Raw genomic sequence first — 17,859 nt, 5'->3', positions numbered from 1 at the left:
GGGACCGTTCTCCACGGTCCCGGCCCCGGTCGTGTACGAGGAAAGGTTCAGCCGCGCTCGTACGCGGAGATCAGCTCGCTGCACCGCTTCACATCGGCGGCCATCGCCACGAGCAGATCGTCGATCGAGTCGAACTTCAGCATCCCGCGTACGTACGCGAGGAAGTCCACCGAGACGTGGAGCCCGTACAGGTCGAGGCCGACGCGGTCGATCGCGTACGCCTCCACCGTCCGCTCCGTGCCGTCGAACTGCGGGTTCGTGCCGACCGAGATCGCGGCGGGCATCGCCTCGCCGTTCACATTGAGCCAGCCCGCGTAGACGCCGTCGGCGGGGATCGCGGTGTGCGGCAGGGTCTCCACGTTGGCCGTGGGGAAGCCCATCTCACGGCCGCGCTGTGCGCCGCGGACCACGACGCCCTCGACCCGGTGCGGCCGGCCCAGGATCTCGGCGGCGCCCGCGACATCGCCCTCGGCGACCAGCCGCCGGGTGAGGGTGGAGGAGAACGGCCGGCCACCGCCCGCCTCACCGCTCACATACAGGTCGATGACCTCGACGCCGTAGTCGTACGTCTCGCCGAACTCGGTGAGCAGCTGCACATTCCCGGCCGCCTTGTGCCCGAAGCGGAAGTTGGGGCCCTCGATGACCAGTTGCGCGTGCAGCTTGTCGACGAGCACCTTCACGATGAAGTCGGCCGGCGCCAGCTTCGAGAACTCGGTGGTGAACGGCAGGATCAGCACCGCGTCCACCCCCAGCTCCGCCATCAGCTCGGCACGCCGGTGGTGCGGGGCGAGCAGCGGCGGGTGGCTGCCGGGCCGTACGACCTCGCTGGGATGCGGGTCGAAGGTCACCACGACCGACGGCACGCCCAGTTCGCGTGCCCGCTCCACGGCCCGCCCGATGATCAGCTGGTGTCCGCGGTGCACCCCGTCGTAGGAGCCGATGGTGACGACGCTGCGTCCCCAGTCCTGGGGGATGTCCTCCAAGCCACGCCAGCGCTGCACTGTGACCGCTCCTCGCCCGAACCTGTGTACGTGAGATTGCCTGTTACGCAGGTCTAAGACTGCCATGCTCACACCCCGCGGCCTGCATCGGCATCGTCTTCGGGCTTCCCAGCGCCTCCACCGTCCGCCGCGCACTCGGGCCGACGAGCGCCGCCCACTCCTGCGGGGCGTCGGCCAGCCACCCGGTGACCAGGGCCGCGAATCCGGGCACGTCACGAGCGAGTTCGACCAGTCGGCTGTCGAAGCGGACCGCGCCCTCGGGGGTCCGGACCAGCAGCATCCCGGTGCGGTGGACCAGGGCGCGGGTGCGGGCCGGTGCGCGTCCGCCGGAGCCGGTCGCGGCAGCCCGCAGCAAGGAGTCGAGCACGGCCGGGTCGCGTTGGGCGTCCTGCTCGAATTCCAGCAGGACCTCCAGCAGCTCGCCTCTCAGCTGCCCGGAGGCGGGGCTGCCGGGCGCCGCGAGCACCCCGGCGAGCGCGCCGCGCACCGGCGGCGGCACGGGACGGTCCCGCAGCAGTCCGGTCACCAGGGGCAGCAGCAGGGCGCGGGCGGCGGGTCCGCGCTCCAGCCTCCGGTCGATGTACGAGGCGGCGTGCACGGCGTCTTCCGGGTGGCTGTCGATGTACGCCCGCACGAGCCCGGCGGCATGCAGGGCCAGCGCGGGGGCATCGATCCCGGCGAGCGAGCACAGCACCTCGCCCGCCCCCTCGTCGGGCCGGGTGAGCCGCTCCCGGAGCGCGGTGAGCACCTGCTCCGCATGGGAGGGCAGCGCGACGGCCAACGTTTCGGCGGACAGCTGCGGCTCGCCCGCGACGAAGGCCCGCAGAGCCTGCGGGAGGCAGCGGTCCCTGGTCTGCGGATCCTGTACGAGCAGGGTGAGCGCGGCCCCGTGCAGGGAGGTGTCGGCCGGGCGGGCCAGCAGGGCGAGGGCGGCTTGGCGCAGCAGCTCGCGGTCGGCGTCGAGGGTGACGTGCGCCGCGGTGACCAGTGCGTACGAGGCGGCGGCGGTCCGGCGGGCGGGCTGGTCCTCGTCACGGGCCCATCTGTCGACGGCCCGGCAGAGCGCGGAGGGCTCGTCCTCGGCCAGGGCGGCGAGCAGCTCCTCGGCCCGGGGATGGGCGGTCGAGACGAGTGCGTCGGTCAGATCGTCGACGGCCAGGTCCCGACGGGCGTAGAGCAGCGCCTGAGCGGCGGCGGCCACGGTCGGACGGATCGTGACGCCCTCATCGCCGGGGAGAGGGCGCTCGTCGGTGAACCAGCCGCAGAGCAGCGGCTGCATGGTCCGGGGCTGCGCCACGAGCCGCCGCGCGACGGCATCCAGAAACCGCTCGCCGCTCTCGCCCTCGGGATACGGCTCGCAGGAGCGGTCACCGTCTACGCGGGAGTCGGCGCGGCGCGGGCCGTCGGCGGGGACGAGACGCCGGAACAGATCGATCCGGTCCGCCTCGGGCAGCCTCAGCCGCCGCCAGAACCACGGCCCGAACTCGGCGTACACCCCCGGCCCGCCCGTGGCCGCACGCCGGACGATACGGTCGGCGAGCAGCCGCAGCACCCCGAGATGGGGCCGGGCATCGGGTGCCCGGAGCAGAGTCTCCGAGAGCAGGTGCACCGCCCACCAGTGGGCGTCATGGGCGGCCTCGGCACCCGGCCCCGGCGACATCCGGTCCAGGGCCTCGATCAGATCGGCCAGCCGGTGCGCCGGCGCGGCAGGGCCCTGGCGGCGGCCCAGCAGCAGCAGGGCCTGGATCACCGGGCCGATCCGATGGCGCGGTACGGGCAGGGTGCGCGGCCCCGTCGTCACCGCGGCCTCCATTGCCACTTCGGGCACGGGCGCCCGGCTGCGCCCGGTATGCGGCCTCCTCGGTTGCGGAACACGCAGCTCCGCCGCCACCGCCCCCGGTCCCTCCTCCGCATGCCACCGGTGGACCAGCGCGTACAGCGCCGCATCCAGGTCCAGGTGGGCGCCCTGCACCCAGTCCCCCAGCTCCTCGTGCGCGAAGCGGTAGCCCGCTCCCGCCGGGACGAGCAGCCCCTCGGTGAGGACCGCCGACGCCCAGCCCGTGCGCCAGGGGAACACCTCCTCGAACGCCGCCCGGTCCAGCTCTCCCTGTCCGGGACCCAGGCAGCGCCGCGCTGCTTCGTGGACCTGCCCCGCCACCTGCGCGGCCAGCCGGCGGACCGCGGTGCCGCCGGGCGCCGGGCCCGATACGGCTGCGATGCGGACCGCGATGCGCAGGCACATCAGGTCCAGGTGAGCGCCGAAGACGTCCTCCGCGTCCGGCTGCCCGGCGACGTCCCCGGGCAGCGCCTCGCGCACCTCCGCGAGAAGACGCAGGGTGAGCGGGTGCCGGCTGTGGCCGGGGGCGAGCGCATCGGGCGGGATGTTGTACCGCTCCCGGGCCTCTTCGGCCTGGCTCGCGGTGAGGTCGCCGAGGCGGACCGCGGACGGCAGCCGCCTCGCAGGCCTGGCGGGGCGGTGCAGGGCACCGGGCCGGCAGAGCGCACCGGCCGTCTCCCAGTGCTCGGGCGTGCACGCGACCACGAGCCGCGCCCCGCACTCCCGCAGCCAGTCGACGGTGCCCGCGGTCCACCGGGCCAGCCCGTGGGCCAGTACGGGAGGCATCTCCTCGGGGCCGTCAAGCAGGACGAGCAGCGGGCTCCCGGACTCCTCGGCCAGCCCGGCCACCCGCTCGGGGGTTGCACTCGCCATGTCGCCCCGTGCACCGGCGGCGGTGACGATCCGCCCGGCCCGCCGGAGCGTACGGGCGATCGCATCGGCGACCGAGGCGTCGTCGGCCAGCAGATCGGCGCCGCGCAGCCAGAGGGTGGGTGCGGGTACGGCGCCGCGGGCCCGGCGGGCAGCGAGTGCGGCCAGTTCGGTGGTGCGGCCGGTGCCCGGCGCTCCGACGAGACCGAGGACCACGGCGGGGCCGTGCGGTGCGGACGAGGGGTGGCCGGGGGCCGAGAAGGCGCTGAGTTCTGCGATGACGTCCGGGCGTTCCACCGGATCGGAGCAGTCGGCCGGCCCGCCCTGCGAGCCGAGCGATGTCGCGGTGAGGTGCAGGGCGCCCGCGAGATTCAGGTCGCGTCCGTATCCGGGAACGCTCGTCGCGTTGCGCCGCAGCAGCTCGTCCAGCGGACCGTAGGTGCCCGCGCCCCTGAGCGGCACCGCGAACCCTGCGGCGGCATGCACGGCGCGCAGCGCGGTGCCCAGCACGGCGATGACCGCGCCGCTCTCCGGTTCGAGGACGGGCCCGCCCGCCGCCGCCCCGCCGAGCCGCAGCGCGTCTTGGCCGTCCGTACCGAGCGCCAGCTCCAATGCTGTGCCGATCCGATGGGAGCCGCCGTTCGCGGTGTACGTCACGGGGGCGGTGCCGAGCACCCGCGCCTCGCGCCAGCCGTGGGCGGCGATCGTCACATACGTACCGGCGTCGATCCGGTCCCGTGAGGCGATCGGCGTCGGCTCCACGCCGAGCGTGGAGAGCCCCGAGGTGCGCAGCAGCGCGAGGTCCAGTTCGGGCAGCGCGGTGACATCGGCGGCCTCGACGGGGCAGCTGCGACCGTCCGTTCCGTACAGGACGAGCCGGGTGAGGCCGTCGACCGCTTCGTGGCTGGTCACCACCGTGCCCCGGTCGTCGGCGACGAATCCGGTCCCCCGCGACCGGCCGGTCGAATCGCAGATGCGTACCAGCGCTGCCCGGTCCCCGCTTCCCATGGTTCGACGTTAGGCCGACGGTGATCGGCGCGAACACCACTCGGAGTAAAGGCGCCCCCGAATGCACCCCTGATTCACTCCGAGCGCCTGCTCGTTGGGGTGAATTCATGGCGTCCGATGGACAGAAACCGTTGGGGGAATCGTGGAGCGGGCACAGGGGCCCTGCCCGCTCCACGATGGGGTCTCAGGACCCGGGTCGCCGGTCAGGCGAAGACGGCGAGGCTCTTGGCCTTGCCCTTCTGTTCCTCGACGAGTACCAGGAACCGCCCGTCGGGCCCGAAGACCCCGACCGGTCCCGGCGGGAAGGCTGGCATGTCCAGCCGCACCCCGTGCAGCAGCAGCTTGGCGCGCTTCTCGTCCACGTCCCAGCGGGGGAACGCCGAGGCGGCGGCCTCGGCCACCGGCATCACGGTGAGCTCCTGCTGGTGCTGGTCGAGCGTCCGCGCCGCATCGAGGCCGTACGGCCCGACCCTGGTGCGCCGCAGCGCGGTCAGATGCCCGCCGACGCCCAGCCCGGCGCCGAGGTCGCGGGCGATCGCGCGGATGTACGTACCCGAGGAGCAGACGACGGAGACGACCAGGTCGACGACCGGTGTCCCGTCCTCGGCGACCGCCTCGCGGACGTCGTAGACGTTGAAGGACGAGATCGTCACCGGCCGGGCCGGGATCTCGAACTCCTCGCCGCCGCGCACCCGTGCGTAGGACCGCTTGCCGTCGATCTTGATGGCGCTGACCTTGGACGGCACCTGCATGATCGGTCCGGTCAGGGCCGCCACCCCGGCGTCGATGCCCTCACGCGTCACACCGGACGCATCGGTGGACGAGGTGATCTCGCCCTCCGCGTCGTCCGTGATGGTGTTCTGGCCGAGCCGGATCGTGCCGAGGTACTCCTTCTCGGTCAGCGCGAGATGGCCCAGCAGCTTGGTGGCCTTCTCCACACCGAGCACGAGAACGCCCGTCGCCATCGGATCCAGCGTGCCTGCATGGCCGACGCGGCGGGTCCGGGCGATGCCGCGCATCTTGGCGACGACGTCGTGCGAAGTGAAGCCGGACGGCTTGTCGACAATGACAAGGCCGTCCGGCGTCTTGTTCTGCGATGTCATTCGGAGGCGGTGTCCTCGTCGTTCTCGTCCTCCGCCTTGCGGTACGGGTCCGCGCCACCGGCGTACGTGGCGCCCGAGGACGCCTCGCGCACCCGTGCGTCCGAGGCCCGTGCCCGGTCGAGGAGGTCCTCGATCGCCTTGGCGTTCTCCGGGAGGGCGTCGGCCACGAAGGCCAGCGTGGGGGTGAACTTCGTCCCCGCCGCCGCTCCGACCGCCGAACGCAGGATGCCCTTGGCGCTCTCCAGGCCGGCCGCCGCGCTCGCCCGCTCCTCGTCGTCGCCGTAGACCGTGTAGAAGACCGTGGCCTCCCGCAGGTCACCGGTGACCCGGGTGTCCGTGATGGTCACGTGCGTACCCAGACGCGGGTCCTTGATACCGCGCTGCAGTTTCTCGGCGACCACCTCCTGGATGAGGTCCGCCAGCTTTTTCGCCCGCGCGTTGTCGGCCACTGGTCCGTCTCCTTCTTTGCCTTGCTCAATCGTCTTCGTCGCTGTGCAGCCGCCGTCGTACGGACAACAGCTCCACCTCGGGCCGGCCGGCGATCAGCCGCTCGCACCGGTCGAGTACGTCTGTGAGGTGTCCGGTGTCCCCGGAGACCACGGCGAGGCCGATCTCGGCCCTGCGATGGAGATCCTGACCGCCCACCTCCGCCGCACTCACCGCGTATTTGCGCTGGAGTTCGGCGACGATCGGACGGACGACGGAGCGCTTCTCCTTCAACGACCGTACGTCGCCGAGAAGCAGATCGAAGGACAGTGTCCCCACATACATGTATGTCCGGATGTCCCGCCGGTTCGGGTTCGTGCCCTGCCAGCGCTTGGCAGGGACACAAGAACCGTACACGGAACGGCCGGGGCCGATCGACGGAAATACGACCCGTCGACCGGCCCCGACTGTTGAGGTACGGGTCAGCCTCGCGGCTTCTCGCGCATCTCGTACGTCGCGATGACGTCGTCGATCTTGATGTCGTTGAAGTTTCCGAGGTTGATACCGCCCTCGAAGCCTTCGCGGATCTCGGTGACGTCGTCCTTGAAGCGGCGCAGACCGGAGATGTTGAGGTTCTCCGCGATGACCTTGCCATCGCGCAGCAGGCGCGCCTTGGTGTTGCGCTTGACCTCGCCGGACCGGACCAGCACACCGGCGATGTTGCCCAGCTTGGACGAGCGGAAGATCTCGCGGATCTCCGCCGTACCGAGCTCGACCTCTTCGTACTCCGGCTTGAGCATGCCCTTGAGGGCTGCTTCGATCTCTTCGATCGCCTGGTAGATGACCGAGTAGTACCGGACGTCCACGCCTTCGCGCTCGGCCATCTGCTGCGCACGCCCTGCGGCGCGCACGTTGAAGCCGATCACGATGGCGTCGGAGCCGGTCGCCAGGTCGATGTCCGACTCGGTGACCGCACCCACACCGCGGTGCAGGACCCGGATGTCGACCTCGTCACCGACGTCGAGCTGGAGCAGCGAGGACTCGAGAGCCTCCACCGAACCGGACGCGTCGCCCTTGATGATGAGGTTGAGTTCCTGGACCAGACCGGCCTTGAGCGCCTCGTCCAGGTTCTCCAGGGAGAACCGGACACCCTTGCGGGCGAAGTTGGCGTTGCGCTCACGGGCGGCACGCTTCTCGGCGATCTGACGGGCCGTACGGTCCTCGTCCACCACCAGGAAGTTGTCGCCGGCGCCCGGGACGTTGGTGAGACCGAGGACGAGGACGGGGGTCGACGGACCCGCTTCCTCGACGTTCTCGCCCTTGTCGTCGAGCATCGCGCGGACTCGGCCGTACGCGTCGCCGACCACCATCGTGTCGCCGACCCGCAGGGTGCCTCGCTGGACCAGGACGGTCGCAACGGCACCACGGCCGCGGTCGAGGTGGGACTCGATCGCAATACCCTGCGCGTCCTGCTCCGGGTTGGCCCGCAGGTCGAGCGAGGCGTCGGCGGTGAGGACGACGGCCTCCAGAAGAGCCTCGATGTTGAGGCCCTGCTTCGCGGAGATGTCGACGAACATCGTGTCGCCGCCGTACTCCTCGGCCACCAGACCGAACTCGGTGAGCTGACCGCGCACCTTGGTCGGGTCCGCGCCCTCGACGTCGATCTTGTTGACCGCGACCACGATCGGCACGTCGGCCGCCTTGGCGTGGTTCAGCGCCTCAATCGTCTGGGGCATCACACCGTCGTTCGCCGCCACCACGAGGATCGCGATGTCGGTGGACTTCGCACCACGGGCACGCATGGCGGTGAACGCCTCGTGACCCGGGGTGTCGATGAAGGTGATCCTGCGGTCCTCGCCGTTGACCTCGGAGGAGACCTGGTACGCACCGATGTGCTGGGTGATACCGCCGGCCTCGCCCGCAACGACGTTCGTCTTGCGGATCGCGTCCAGAAGTCGGGTCTTACCGTGGTCGACGTGACCCATGACGGTCACGACCGGCGGACGGGAGACCAGAGCCTCTTCGCCGCCCTCGTCCTCGCCGAACTCGATGTCGAAGGACTCGAGCAGCTCGCGGTCCTCCTCCTCGGGGCTGACGATCTCGAGGACGAAGTTCATCTCGTCCGCGAGGAGCTTCAGCGTCTCGTCGGAGACGGACTGCGTGGCAGTGACCATCTCGCCGAGGTTCATCATCACGCCGACGAGCGACGCCGGGTTGGCGTTGATCTTCTCGGCGAAGTCGGTCAGCGAGGCACCGCGCGACAGACGGACGGACTGTCCGTTGCCGCGAGGCAGCATGACGCCGCCCACCGACGGGGCCTGCATGGCCTCGTACTCCTGGCGCCTCTGCCGCTTCGACTTGCGACCACGACGCGCGGGGCCGCCGGGACGGCCGAACGCACCCTGTGTGCCACCACGGCCACCGGGGCCGCCGGGACGTCCACCGAAGCCGGGACGACCGCCGAAGCCGCCGCCACCGCCGGGACGACCCGCACCGCCACCGCCGCCACCGCCACCGGGACGACCGGCGAAACCGCCGCCACCGCCACCGGGACCGGCCGGACGGCCTGCGAAGCCGCCACCACCGGGACGACCTGCGCCGCCACCGCCACCGGGACGACCGCCGCCACCGCCGGGACCACGGCCACCGCCGGGGCCACCACCGGGACGCGGGCCCGCAGCGGGACGCTGCGGCATCATGCCCGGGTTCGGACGGTTACCACCGGGGGCACCGCCCGGACGGGGAGCCTGCGGACGGGGCATGCCGCCCGGGGTCGGACGGGCACCGCCCTGACCCTGCGGACGCGGAGCACCGCCGGGGCCGCCCTGGGGACGCGGGGCGCCCGGACGGTCCTGACCGCCACCGGGACGCGGTGCGCCGCCGGGACGGGGCGCCTGCGGACGGGACATGCCCGTCGAGCCGCCGGAGGTGAAGGGGTTGTTGCCCGGACGGGGACCCGCCGGACGGGCGCCGCCGGGGCGCGGGGCGCCCTGGCCTGCGGGACGGGCCGGACGGTCGCCGCCACGGCCACCGTCACGCTCGCCACCACGGCCGCCGTCACGCTGACCGCCGGCCGGAGCCGGACGGGCGGGGCGAGGACCGGGGGTGGCACCCGCGGGACGCGGGGCCTGCTGCGGCGCGGCCGGCTGGGCCGGGGCCGGAGCGGAGAACTCTGCTGCGGGCACCGGGGTGACCGGAGCGGGCTTCGGCGCGGGCTTGGGACCCGGACGCGGGCCCGCCGACGGCGCGGAAGGCGCGGCAGCGGAAGGGGTGCTGCTGGGAGCCTCGGCTGCGGCCGGCTTGGGGGCCGGGGCGCCGGGCTTCGGGGCAGCGGGACGTGCCGCAGCGGCCGGGGAGGGCGCTGCGGGCTTTGCGGGCGTCGCCTTGCGGGGCGCGCCAGGCTTTGCAGCGGACTTGCCGGCGTTGCCGCCGGGCCCCTGCAGTGCGTCAGTCAACTTGCGTACAACCGGCGCCTCGATCGTCGAGGACGCCGAACGGACGAATTCACCGAGTTCTTGGAGCTTGGCCATGACGACCTTGCTCTCGACGCCGAACTCCTTGGCGAGTTCGTATACCCGGACCTTAGCCACTTCGCTCCTTTTAGGTCCGGGTTACCGCCGGACCGTCGCTACTTCATGGGCGTACTCATCGCGTACTCATCGAGTGCTCATCGCAATCTCGACCTACTTCCAACTCGCGAGGTACCTGACCGCACGGGGTCCCGTGCCGTTCATTTCTTACGGTGTCACCCGCTCGACGAACCGCTGCACTGCGGCGGGGTCGAACGGCCCCTTGGCCTTGAAGGCCCGGGGGAATGCCCGGCGGCGAACCGCCAGGTCCAGACAGACAGAGACGGGGTGTACATATGCACCCCGGCCGGGCAGCGTACCGCGAGGATCAGGGACGCAGGCGTCCTCGTCCGCGACGATGCGCAGCAGCTCACTCTTGGCCGCCCGCTCCCGGCATCCCACACAGGTTCGCTCAGGGCAAGCGCGGGCGTGCGTCCGGCCAGACACGTTTAAGTCTACCTCCCCGCACCGACCTCACCCGTTTGGGGCAAAAATCGAACGGATGTTGTCGTGTTCTCAGCGGCATGCCGCCCAGATGTATTCCCTGCGGCCCGCGCGACCGAGCCCCTGGCACCCCTTCCGGGGCGGCGCCAGGGAGTCCGGTGCGGGCCGCAGCCCGGCGACCGCCGGGTCGGTCAGCCGCGCTCCGAACGCTCGCGGGCCCGCTCGGCCCGCTCCCGGTCGGCGACGTCACGCTCGGCGTCGGTCTCGGTGTCCGGACGGATGTCGATGCGCCAGCCGGTGAGGCGGGCGGCGAGGCGGGCATTCTGCCCCTCCTTGCCGATCGCGAGCGACAGCTGGTAGTCCGGAACGGTGACCCGGGCGGACCGTGCGCCGAGGTCCACGACCTCGACCTGGCTCACCCGCGCGGGCGACAGGGCGTTGGCGACCATCTCGGCCGGGTCGTCCGACCAGTCCACGATGTCGATCTTCTCGCCGTGCAGCTCGGCCATGACATTGCGCACCCGGCCGCCCATCGGGCCGATGCAGGCACCCTTGGCGTTCAGCCCGGAACGGGTCGAACGGACCGCGATCTTGGTGCGGTGACCGGCCTCGCGGGCGATCGCGCAGATCTCGACGGAACCGTCCGCGATCTCCGGGACCTCCAGCGCGAAGAGCTTCTTCACCAGGTTGGGGTGGGTCCGCGACAGCGTCACGGACGGACCGCGCACGCCCTTGGCAACCCGTACGACATACGTACGCAGACGCAGGCCGTGGGTGTACTCCTCACCCGGCACCTGCTCCTGCACAGGCAGGATCGCTTCCAGCTTGCCGATGTCGACCAGGACGTTCTTCGGGTCCTTGCCCTGCTGGACGACGCCGGTGACGACATCGCCCTCGTGGCCCGCGTACTCGCCGAACGTCCTGTCGTCCTCGGCGTCGCGCAGTCGCTGCAGGATGACCTGCTTGGCGGTGGTCGCGGCGATCCGGCCGAAGCCGGACGGGGTGTCGTCGAACTCCTTGGCCTCCTGGCCCGGTTCGAGGTCGGCCGGGTCCTCCTTCGCCCACACCGTCACATGGCCGCGCTCGTCGAGCTTCACGCGCGCGCGGCGGTGGCTTCCGTCCGTACGGTGGTAGGCGATGAGGAGGGCCGACTCGATCGCCTCGACGAGCACGTCGAAGGGGATCTCCTTGTCCTGTGCCAAGCCCTTCAAGAGCTTCACGTCGATGTCCACGGCTACGCCTCCTCTTCCTTCTTGTCCTTGCGGCTGAATTCGATCTCCACGCGCGCCTTGGTGATCTCGTCGAAGGCGACCCGGCGGGACGTGGGCTTGCGGCCCTTGACGCCCGGCACTTCGAGGTCGAGTCCTTCTTCGTCCACGGCGAGGATGCGAGCCACCAGCTCGTCTCCCTCGCGCAGGTGCAGCTTGGCCAGGCGGCCCGTGGCACGTACGTAGTGGCGGTGCTCCGTCAGCGGACGGTCGGCACCGGGGGAACTGACTTCGAGGACGTACTCGCCCTCGCCCATCGCGTCGGTCTCGTCGAGCTTCTCGGAGATCGCGCGGCTCAGCTCGGCGCAGGTATCCAGCTCCACGCCTTCTTCGGAGTCCACGGTGATCCGCAGCACCCGGCGGCGGCCCGCCCGGGACACCTCGATCTCTTCGAGATCCAGCTGCTCGGCGCTGACGAGCGGTTCGAGCAGTCCGCGCAGCCTCTCGCTCTGGGTGGTGCTCATCCGGGTGACTCCTCGGCCGCGTGTGCTGTTGTGGGGATCTCGCGTGTCAGGTCAAAGGGTATCCGGTCCCGAGGGGTGTTGCCGTCCGCCTGCTCCGCTGCCGCGGGTACGCTCGCCTGCGGTGATCACTTCAGGACAGATCCAGTCAAGACAGGTCCAAGCCCGAAGGAGAACAAGTGCGGCGCACGGGGACGACGCGCAGAGGTGCGTTCACCGCGACGGGGGCGATCGCCATGGGGGCGGTGCTGGCCGGCTGCGGCGACGGGACCGGGCCCCGCGAGGGCTCCGCACGGGCCGACGCGGCGACCTCGGCCGAGCAGGCCGCCGCCGCACGGGCGGAGAAGACGCTCCGGGCGGGCGCCGCGAGTATCAGCAGGGAACTGCTCGCCCGGTACGAACAGGTGGCCAGGGCCTATCCGGCGACCGCCGCCGGGCTCTCGCCGCTGCGGGACGCCGTACGGGCCCATGCCAAGGCGCTGGCGCCTGATGGCGGCAAGACGCTCGTGTTCTCGCGGACACGCGGGACCGACGCCAAGGCTGCTCTCAAGGAGCTGGCAGCGGCGGAGCGCCGCACCGCGGACGCCCACACGGCGACGCTGCTGAAAGCCCCGCCGGAGCTGGCCCGGCTGCTGGCGTCGATCGCGGCGGCAGGCGCGGCCCATGCCTATCTGCTGACCGAACTGGCCAAGGAGACCTCGTCATGAGCGCCGGAACACAGAAGGCGGCTCAGGCGGCCCTGGCCGCCGAACACGCGGCGGTGTACGGGTACGGGGTGGTCGGCGGCCGGGTCGCCGACGGCCGACGGGCCGAGGCCACTGCGGCCTACCACGCGCACCGGGCCCGGCGCGATGCGCTGGCACGGACCGTGCGTGACCTGGGCGGTGAACCTGTGGCGGCTCAGGCCGCGTACGCTCTGCCGTTCGCGGTGCCGGACCCGGCTGCGGCGGTGCGACTGGCCGCCCTGCTGGAGGACCGGGTCGCGGACGTGTACTCCGATCTCGTACGGGCCGCCGCGGGTCCGCTCAGGCGGGAGGCCGCGGATGCGCTGCGAGAGGCCGCGGTGCGTGCGGTCCGCTGGCGGGGCAGCGGCGTACCCTTTCCCGGGCTCGCCGAGCGCACCGCCGACGGGACCGGCGCGACGGCAGGGACCAATGCGAGCGCCGGGTCCGACACGGTCCATGGGGCCGATGTGGCGAACGGGACCGGCGCGGCGCACTGAAGAAGCTCTGAAAGGGAACAAAGCACGTATGGGTTTCGAACCGCCGCAGCGTCTGGTGCGAGCGCTCGGCGAGTCGTACGGGGATGCGGCCGCCGCCGACTGGCTCGCGCAGCTTCCCGCACTGACCGAGGAAGCGCTGTCCTCGACCGGGCGGCAGCTGACCGTGGAACGGGTCGCCGCGCCCGGGGGCCGCAGCAGTCTGGTCCTGCTGGTGACATGCTCCGACGGCACCCCGGCCGCGCTGAAGATCGCTCCGTCCGCGGCCGCGCCCGAGCTGGAGCAGGCGGCGCTCGCTCACTGGAACGGCTGGGGCGCGGTGCAGCTCCTCGACGGCGGCCCCGGCGCACTGCTGCTCGAACGGCTGCATCCCGAGGTGTCGCTGCGCTCACTGCCGGAGGCGAAGGCGCTGCTGGAGGCGGCAGGGACGGTGCGCCGGCTCTGGGTCGAGCCGCCGGCCGGCCATGGATTCGAGACGGTCGCCGAGCGGACCGGGCGTCGTACGGAGCCGATGCGCGCCTGTGCCGCAGCCGACCCGAGCCTGGAACCGCTGGTCTCCGCGGCGCTCGCGGCGCGTGAGGAGCTTGTCGCCCACTCCCCCGAACTCCTGCTGCTGCACGGCAATTTCCGCCAGAGCAAGGTGCTCGCGGGCGAGCGGGTGCCCTGGCTGACAGTCGGGCCGGAGCCGCTGGTCGGTGAGCGGGCCTACGATCTGGCGCGCCTGGTGCGTGACCGCGTCGAGGACCTGATCGCCTCCCCCGGCGGCCCGGTGACGGCCCGTCGGCGGATCAAGAAGCTCGCCGATTCGCTGGACGTGGACCGGGAGCGGCTGCACGGCTGGACGCTGTTCCGCGCGGTGGAGTCGGGAACCCGGGCGCTGGCGGTCGGCCGTCGCCAGGAGGGCGAGCTGACGCTGGAGTTCGCAGGCTGGCTGTAAACGCCTCGCGAAGCCGTAGGCCCCCGCGCGGTGCGCGGGGGCCTACGGTTTCGCGTTGCGGTGTCAGCCCTGAACGGTCAGGCGGGCGATCGCCTCGTCGACCGTGAGCTCCTCGCGCTCGCCCGTACGGCGGTCCTTGAGCTCCAGGACGCCCTCTGCCGAGCGACGGCCGGCGACCAGGATCTTCGGGATGCCGATCAGCTCGGCGTCGGTGAACTTCACACCGGGCGAGACGCCCGCGCGGTCGTCGACCATGACCCGCACGCCGACGGCGGCGAGCTTCTCGGCGACATCGAGGGCCAGCTCCGTCTGGAGCGCCTTGCCCGCCGCGACGACATGGACATCGGCCGGGGCGATCTCGCGGGGCCAGCACAGCCCCTGCTCGTCGGCGGTCTGCTCGGCGAGCGCGGCGACGGCTCGGGAGACGCCGATGCCGTAGGAGCCCATGGTGACCCGGACCGGCTTGCCGTTCTGGCCGAGCACATCGAGCTGGAAGGCGTCCGCGAACTTGCGGCCCAGCTGGAAGATGTGGCCGATCTCGATGGCGCGGTCCAGCTTGAGGCCGGTGCCGCACTTGGGGCACGGGTCGCCCGCCTCGACGACGACGACGTCGAGGTAGTCGTCGACCTCGAAGTCACGGCCGGCGACGACGTTCTTCGCGTGGGTGCCGGGCTTGTTCGCGCCGGTGATCCAGGCGGTGCCGGCGGCGACGCGCGGGTCGGCGATGTAGCGGACCTTCTCCAGACCCTGCGGGCCGACGTAGCCGCGTACCAGGTCGGGGCGGCCCTCGAAGTCCTCCGCGGTGACCAGTTCGACGACGGCGGGGGCAAGGTGCTCGCCGAGCTTGCCGAGGTCGACCTCGCGGTTGCCGGGCACGCCCACGGCGACGATCTCGCCGTCGACCTTGACCAGCAGGTTCTTCAGGGTCGCGGAGGCCGGGACGCCCAGGTACGCGGCGAGCGTCTCGATGGTCGGAGTGTCGGGGGTGTCCAGTTCCTCGACGGGGCCGTGCGCCGAGCCGTCCACGGGGGTGGCCCCGAAGGTCACGGCCTCGGTGTTGGCGGCGTAGTCGCAGGCGGGGCAGTCGGCGAAGGTGTCCTCACCGGCCGGGGCGGGGGCCAGGAACTCCTCGGAGGCCGAGCCGCCCATCGCGCCGGAGACGGCGGAGACGATGCGGTGGTCGAGGCCGAGCCGCTCGAAGATCCGGATGTAGGCGGCTCGGTGCAGCTGGTACGCCTCGATGAGCCCCTCGTCCGTGGTGTCGAAGGAGTACGAGTCCTTCATCTGGAACTCGCGGCCGCGCAGCACACCGGCGCGGGGCCGGGCCTCGTCCCGGTACTTGGTCTGGATCTGGTACAGGATCACGGGCAGGTCCTTGTAGGACGTGATCTGATCCTTGACGACCTGGGTGAAGATCTCTTCGTGCGTGGGGCCGAGGAGGTACTCGGCGCCCTTGCGGTCCTTGAGCTTGAAGAGCAGATCGCCGTACTCGTGGTAGCGGCCGCTGGCGTCGTACGACTCCTTGGGGAGCAGCGCGGGCAGCAGCACTTCCTGGCCGCCGATGGCGTCCATCTCCTCGCGCACGACGCGGGTGATGTTCTCCAGGACCTTCTTGCCGAGCGGCAGCCAGGTCCAGATTCCGGCCGCCGTGCGACGTACGTATCCGGCCCGGACGAGCAGCTTGTGGTTGAGCGTCTCGGCGTCCGCCGGGTCGTCGCGCAGTGTCTTGATCATCAATCGGGACATGCGCTGGACCTGGGCCATGATGAACTCCTGCTCGGAAGGGTGATGTGCAGGAGGTTAGCCGGGTGGTACGGGTGGGCGGAAATCCATTGGCTTCCGTCCTAGCCCTTGCGACGCAGCGGAAGCGGGGCTCCCATCACCGCGTACGGCTTGGGAGCGCTGGGAAAGAGCACCTGCCGGGCCAGGTCCTGGTAGCCGAGACTGCGATAGAGACCACGTGCCGGGCTCTCCGTGTCGATCGCGGAGAGGATGGACCGGGGCTGGTCGACGGCGTCCGTGATGGCGGTGATCAGCGCGCGGCCGATGCCGCGGTTCTGGAACTTCGGCAGAACGTGCAGCTCGGTGATGACGAACGAGTCGTCGAGCCAGTGCGCGGAGCCGGTGGCGCGGAGGTAGGGCTCGACGACGGTGGACCACCACTGGCCGCGTTCGTTCGGCATGCCGTAGACGAAGCCGACGAGCCGGCCGCCCGGGGTGGTGGCACCCAGCGCGCGGGCGCAGGGGTGGTCGAGGTGTCTGAGGACGATGTGGCGCCGTACCTCGATCTCTTCCGGGCCCAGGCCGAAGGCGACAGCCTGCACCGCGAGCGCCTCGTCCACGCGCGCGGCGAGATCGATCGGTCCGATCCGGACGCTGGGAGTGTGGGGGCCGCCCCCGGAAACTGCTGCCATGCGCCGACCCTACTGGCCCGGGTGGGGTGGGTGGTACGGGTCGGTGGCACCGGCCGCCGAGCGGTCAGAACAGCACACTCATGAACGCGCCGGTCTCGCGGAAGCCGACCCTGGTGTAGGCCTTGCGCGCAGGGGTGTTGTAGTCGTTCACGTACAGGCTGACGACGGGTGCGACATCGGCCAGCGCGTAGCGCAGCACCGCCGCCATGCCGGTCTCGGAGAGTCCTCGGCCGCGGTGTTCGGGGGCGACCCAGACACCCTGGATCTGGCAGGCCTGCGGGGTGGCCGCGCCGATCTCCGCCTTGAAGACGACCCGGCCGTCCTCGATCCGGGCGAACGAGCGGCCGGCGCCGATGAGCTCGGCGACGCGTGCCTGGTAGAGGAGTCCGCCGTCGCCCGCGAGCGGGGAGATGCCGACCTCCTCGGTGAACATCGCCACGCAGGCCGGCATCAGGACGTCCATCTCGTCCTTGCGGATCCGGCGGACCAGGGGGTCGGGGGTGACCTCGGCGGACGGGCTCTCGGTGACCATGAGCGGCTGATGGGCCCGGACCTCGCGGGCGGGGCCCCAGCCGGGTTCGAGGAGCCGCCACAGCTGGGTGGTGGGCTCTGCGGGGCCGACGATCGAGGAGCAGCGTCGTCCGACGCGGCGGGCCCGGTCGGCGAAGGCCCTGACGGCCTCGGGAGTGGCGCAGATCGGTACGAGATTGGCGCCCGAGTAGCACAGCGAGCGCAGCCGTCCATCGGCGTACCAGCCCCACATCTCGCCGCCGAGGCGCCAGGGATCGAGACCTGCGATCTGGACCCGGGACGTCACGAAGGCATTGGCGACGGGTTCGCTCTCAAGGATGGCGAGAGCAGCGCCGAGGTCGCTGGGTTCGAGGACCCGGGTGGTGGTCTGCGTCAACACGAGGGGGCCTCACCATGCGGTCTGCTGATTTCCGCACTGTACCCAAAGAGGCTCATCGGCGCCGCCCGTGCCCGGGAACAGCGTCTGCGGGGCCCCCTGAGGTGGCTCACGACCGCGCCCCGCCGGGAGGTGTTCGTCCGGCGGGGCGCGGTGGTGCGAGTCATGGTTCAGCTGATGGAGACCTGGGGCTCGCCCGAGGCGATGCCGTCCTTCTCCATCTGCTCGGCGATCTTCAGGGCTTCTTCGATCAACGTCTCGACGATCTTCGACTCGGGCACGGTCTTGATGACCTCGCCTTTCACGAAGATCTGCCCCTTGCCGTTCCCGGAAGCGACACCCAGGTCCGCCTCACGGGCCTCACCCGGACCGTTGACGACACAGCCCATCACGGC

Annotated in this window: 16 protein-coding genes; 3 read left to right on the top strand and 13 right to left on the bottom strand. The window is 71.6% G+C overall.

Annotated features, from left to right (window positions below; genetic code table 11):
* Window positions 1-47 precede the first annotated feature (47 nt).
* The 9 genes from ACFVYE_RS40265 to rimP all read right to left on the bottom strand — a co-directional run bounded on the left by ACFVYE_RS40265 (window position 48) and on the right by rimP (window position 11,990).
* A complete protein-coding gene (locus tag ACFVYE_RS40265; RefSeq protein ID WP_114246982.1) occupies window positions 48-1,001 on the bottom strand; it encodes a bifunctional riboflavin kinase/FAD synthetase in 954 nt (317 codons plus the stop codon).
* A 43-nt stretch (window positions 1,002-1,044) separates the two neighbouring features.
* Window positions 1,045-4,716 carry a trypsin-like peptidase domain-containing protein gene (locus ACFVYE_RS40260; RefSeq protein ID WP_383973289.1) on the bottom strand — a complete coding sequence of 1,224 codons (3,672 nt, stop codon included), beginning with the start codon at window positions 4,714-4,716 and terminating at the stop codon, window positions 1,045-1,047.
* Window positions 4,717-4,919: 203 nt separating this feature from the next.
* The gene (gene truB / locus ACFVYE_RS40255) at window positions 4,920-5,819 is read right to left on the bottom strand and encodes a tRNA pseudouridine(55) synthase TruB (RefSeq protein ID WP_383973291.1); all 900 of its coding nucleotides are present in this window, start codon (window positions 5,817-5,819) and stop codon (window positions 4,920-4,922) included.
* Window positions 5,816-6,268 (bottom strand): 30S ribosome-binding factor RbfA, encoded by a 453-nt coding sequence (gene rbfA, locus ACFVYE_RS40250; protein ID WP_093894187.1) that lies wholly within the window; start codon window positions 6,266-6,268, stop codon window positions 5,816-5,818. The genes truB and rbfA overlap by 4 nt, the downstream gene beginning before the upstream one ends.
* 25 nt (window positions 6,269-6,293) lie before the next feature.
* The gene (locus tag ACFVYE_RS40245; RefSeq protein WP_327370171.1) at window positions 6,294-6,590 is read right to left on the bottom strand and encodes a DUF503 domain-containing protein; all 297 of its coding nucleotides are present in this window, start codon (window positions 6,588-6,590) and stop codon (window positions 6,294-6,296) included.
* 137 nt (window positions 6,591-6,727) lie between these two features.
* On the bottom strand, window positions 6,728-9,835 hold the full coding sequence (infB, locus tag ACFVYE_RS40240; RefSeq protein ID WP_383973294.1) for a translation initiation factor IF-2: 3,108 nt from the start codon (window positions 9,833-9,835) through the stop codon (window positions 6,728-6,730).
* A 147-nt stretch (window positions 9,836-9,982) separates the two neighbouring features.
* Window positions 9,983-10,261 carry a YlxR family protein gene (locus tag ACFVYE_RS40235; RefSeq protein WP_327272596.1) on the bottom strand — a complete coding sequence of 93 codons (279 nt, stop codon included), beginning with the start codon at window positions 10,259-10,261 and terminating at the stop codon, window positions 9,983-9,985.
* A gap of 188 nt (window positions 10,262-10,449) precedes the next feature.
* Window positions 10,450-11,490, bottom strand: coding sequence for a transcription termination factor NusA (gene nusA / locus ACFVYE_RS40230; RefSeq protein WP_383973296.1), 1,041 nt, complete (start codon window positions 11,488-11,490; stop codon window positions 10,450-10,452).
* Window positions 11,491-11,492: 2 nt separating this feature from the next.
* The gene (gene rimP / locus ACFVYE_RS40225) at window positions 11,493-11,990 is read right to left on the bottom strand and encodes a ribosome maturation factor RimP (protein WP_383973298.1); all 498 of its coding nucleotides are present in this window, start codon (window positions 11,988-11,990) and stop codon (window positions 11,493-11,495) included.
* Between the two features lie 176 nt (window positions 11,991-12,166).
* Between rimP and ACFVYE_RS40220 the strand changes: the two genes are divergently transcribed.
* The 3 genes from ACFVYE_RS40220 to ACFVYE_RS40210 are packed head-to-tail and all read left to right on the top strand — an operon-like array spanning window position 12,167 to window position 14,143.
* On the top strand, window positions 12,167-12,694 hold the full coding sequence (locus tag ACFVYE_RS40220) for a hypothetical protein (protein WP_383973300.1): 528 nt from the start codon (window positions 12,167-12,169) through the stop codon (window positions 12,692-12,694).
* Window positions 12,691-13,209: a ferritin-like domain-containing protein gene (locus ACFVYE_RS40215; RefSeq protein WP_383973302.1), complete on the top strand. Its 519-nt coding sequence runs from the start codon at window positions 12,691-12,693 to the stop codon at window positions 13,207-13,209. Before ACFVYE_RS40220 ends, ACFVYE_RS40215 begins: the two co-directional genes overlap by 4 nt.
* A gap of 28 nt (window positions 13,210-13,237) precedes the next feature.
* Entirely contained in the window at window positions 13,238-14,143 is a 906-nt protein-coding gene (locus tag ACFVYE_RS40210) for an aminoglycoside phosphotransferase family protein (RefSeq protein ID WP_383973304.1), read from the top strand.
* Between the two features lie 63 nt (window positions 14,144-14,206).
* On the opposite strand, the gene ACFVYE_RS40205 is transcribed toward ACFVYE_RS40210, so the two are convergent.
* The 4 genes from ACFVYE_RS40205 to ACFVYE_RS40190 all read right to left on the bottom strand — a co-directional run.
* A complete protein-coding gene (locus ACFVYE_RS40205) occupies window positions 14,207-15,907 on the bottom strand; it encodes a proline--tRNA ligase (protein ID WP_383979446.1) in 1,701 nt (566 codons plus the stop codon).
* Between the two features lie 80 nt (window positions 15,908-15,987).
* Window positions 15,988-16,557 carry a GNAT family N-acetyltransferase gene (locus ACFVYE_RS40200; RefSeq protein WP_093896135.1) on the bottom strand — a complete coding sequence of 190 codons (570 nt, stop codon included), beginning with the start codon at window positions 16,555-16,557 and terminating at the stop codon, window positions 15,988-15,990.
* A gap of 64 nt (window positions 16,558-16,621) precedes the next feature.
* On the bottom strand, window positions 16,622-17,467 hold the full coding sequence (locus ACFVYE_RS40195; protein WP_383979449.1) for a GNAT family N-acetyltransferase: 846 nt from the start codon (window positions 17,465-17,467) through the stop codon (window positions 16,622-16,624).
* 167 nt (window positions 17,468-17,634) lie between these two features.
* The coding region (locus tag ACFVYE_RS40190) for a flavodoxin-dependent (E)-4-hydroxy-3-methylbut-2-enyl-diphosphate synthase (RefSeq protein WP_383979453.1) at window positions 17,635-17,859 on the bottom strand (225 nt) is incomplete at its 5' end.

This window comes from Streptomyces sp. NPDC058239 (assembly GCF_042882185.1).
Classification (GTDB): domain Bacteria; phylum Actinomycetota; class Actinomycetes; order Streptomycetales; family Streptomycetaceae; genus Streptomyces.
The sequence above is the reverse complement of the archived record's forward strand: the minus strand, read 5'-3'. Positions and strand labels throughout refer to the sequence as shown.

Excerpts from the sequence above, each read along its gene's own strand:
- truB (WP_383973291.1), bottom strand. The coding sequence starts at position 5,819 with ATGACATCGCAGAACAAGACGCCGGACGGCCTTGTCATTGTCGACAAG.
- ACFVYE_RS40210 (WP_383973304.1), top strand. The coding sequence starts at position 13,238 with ATGGGTTTCGAACCGCCGCAGCGTCTGGTGCGAGCGCTCGGCGAGTCG.
- ACFVYE_RS40200 (WP_093896135.1), bottom strand. The coding sequence starts at position 16,557 with ATGGCAGCAGTTTCCGGGGGCGGCCCCCACACTCCCAGCGTCCGGATC.
- rimP (WP_383973298.1), bottom strand. The coding sequence starts at position 11,990 with ATGAGCACCACCCAGAGCGAGAGGCTGCGCGGACTGCTCGAACCGCTC.
- ACFVYE_RS40245 (WP_327370171.1), bottom strand. The coding sequence starts at position 6,590 with ATGTATGTGGGGACACTGTCCTTCGATCTGCTTCTCGGCGACGTACGG.
- ACFVYE_RS40215 (WP_383973302.1), top strand. The coding sequence starts at position 12,691 with ATGAGCGCCGGAACACAGAAGGCGGCTCAGGCGGCCCTGGCCGCCGAA.
- ACFVYE_RS40205 (WP_383979446.1), bottom strand. The coding sequence starts at position 15,907 with ATGGCCCAGGTCCAGCGCATGTCCCGATTGATGATCAAGACACTGCGC.
- ACFVYE_RS40260 (WP_383973289.1), bottom strand. The coding sequence starts at position 4,716 with ATGGGAAGCGGGGACCGGGCAGCGCTGGTACGCATCTGCGATTCGACC.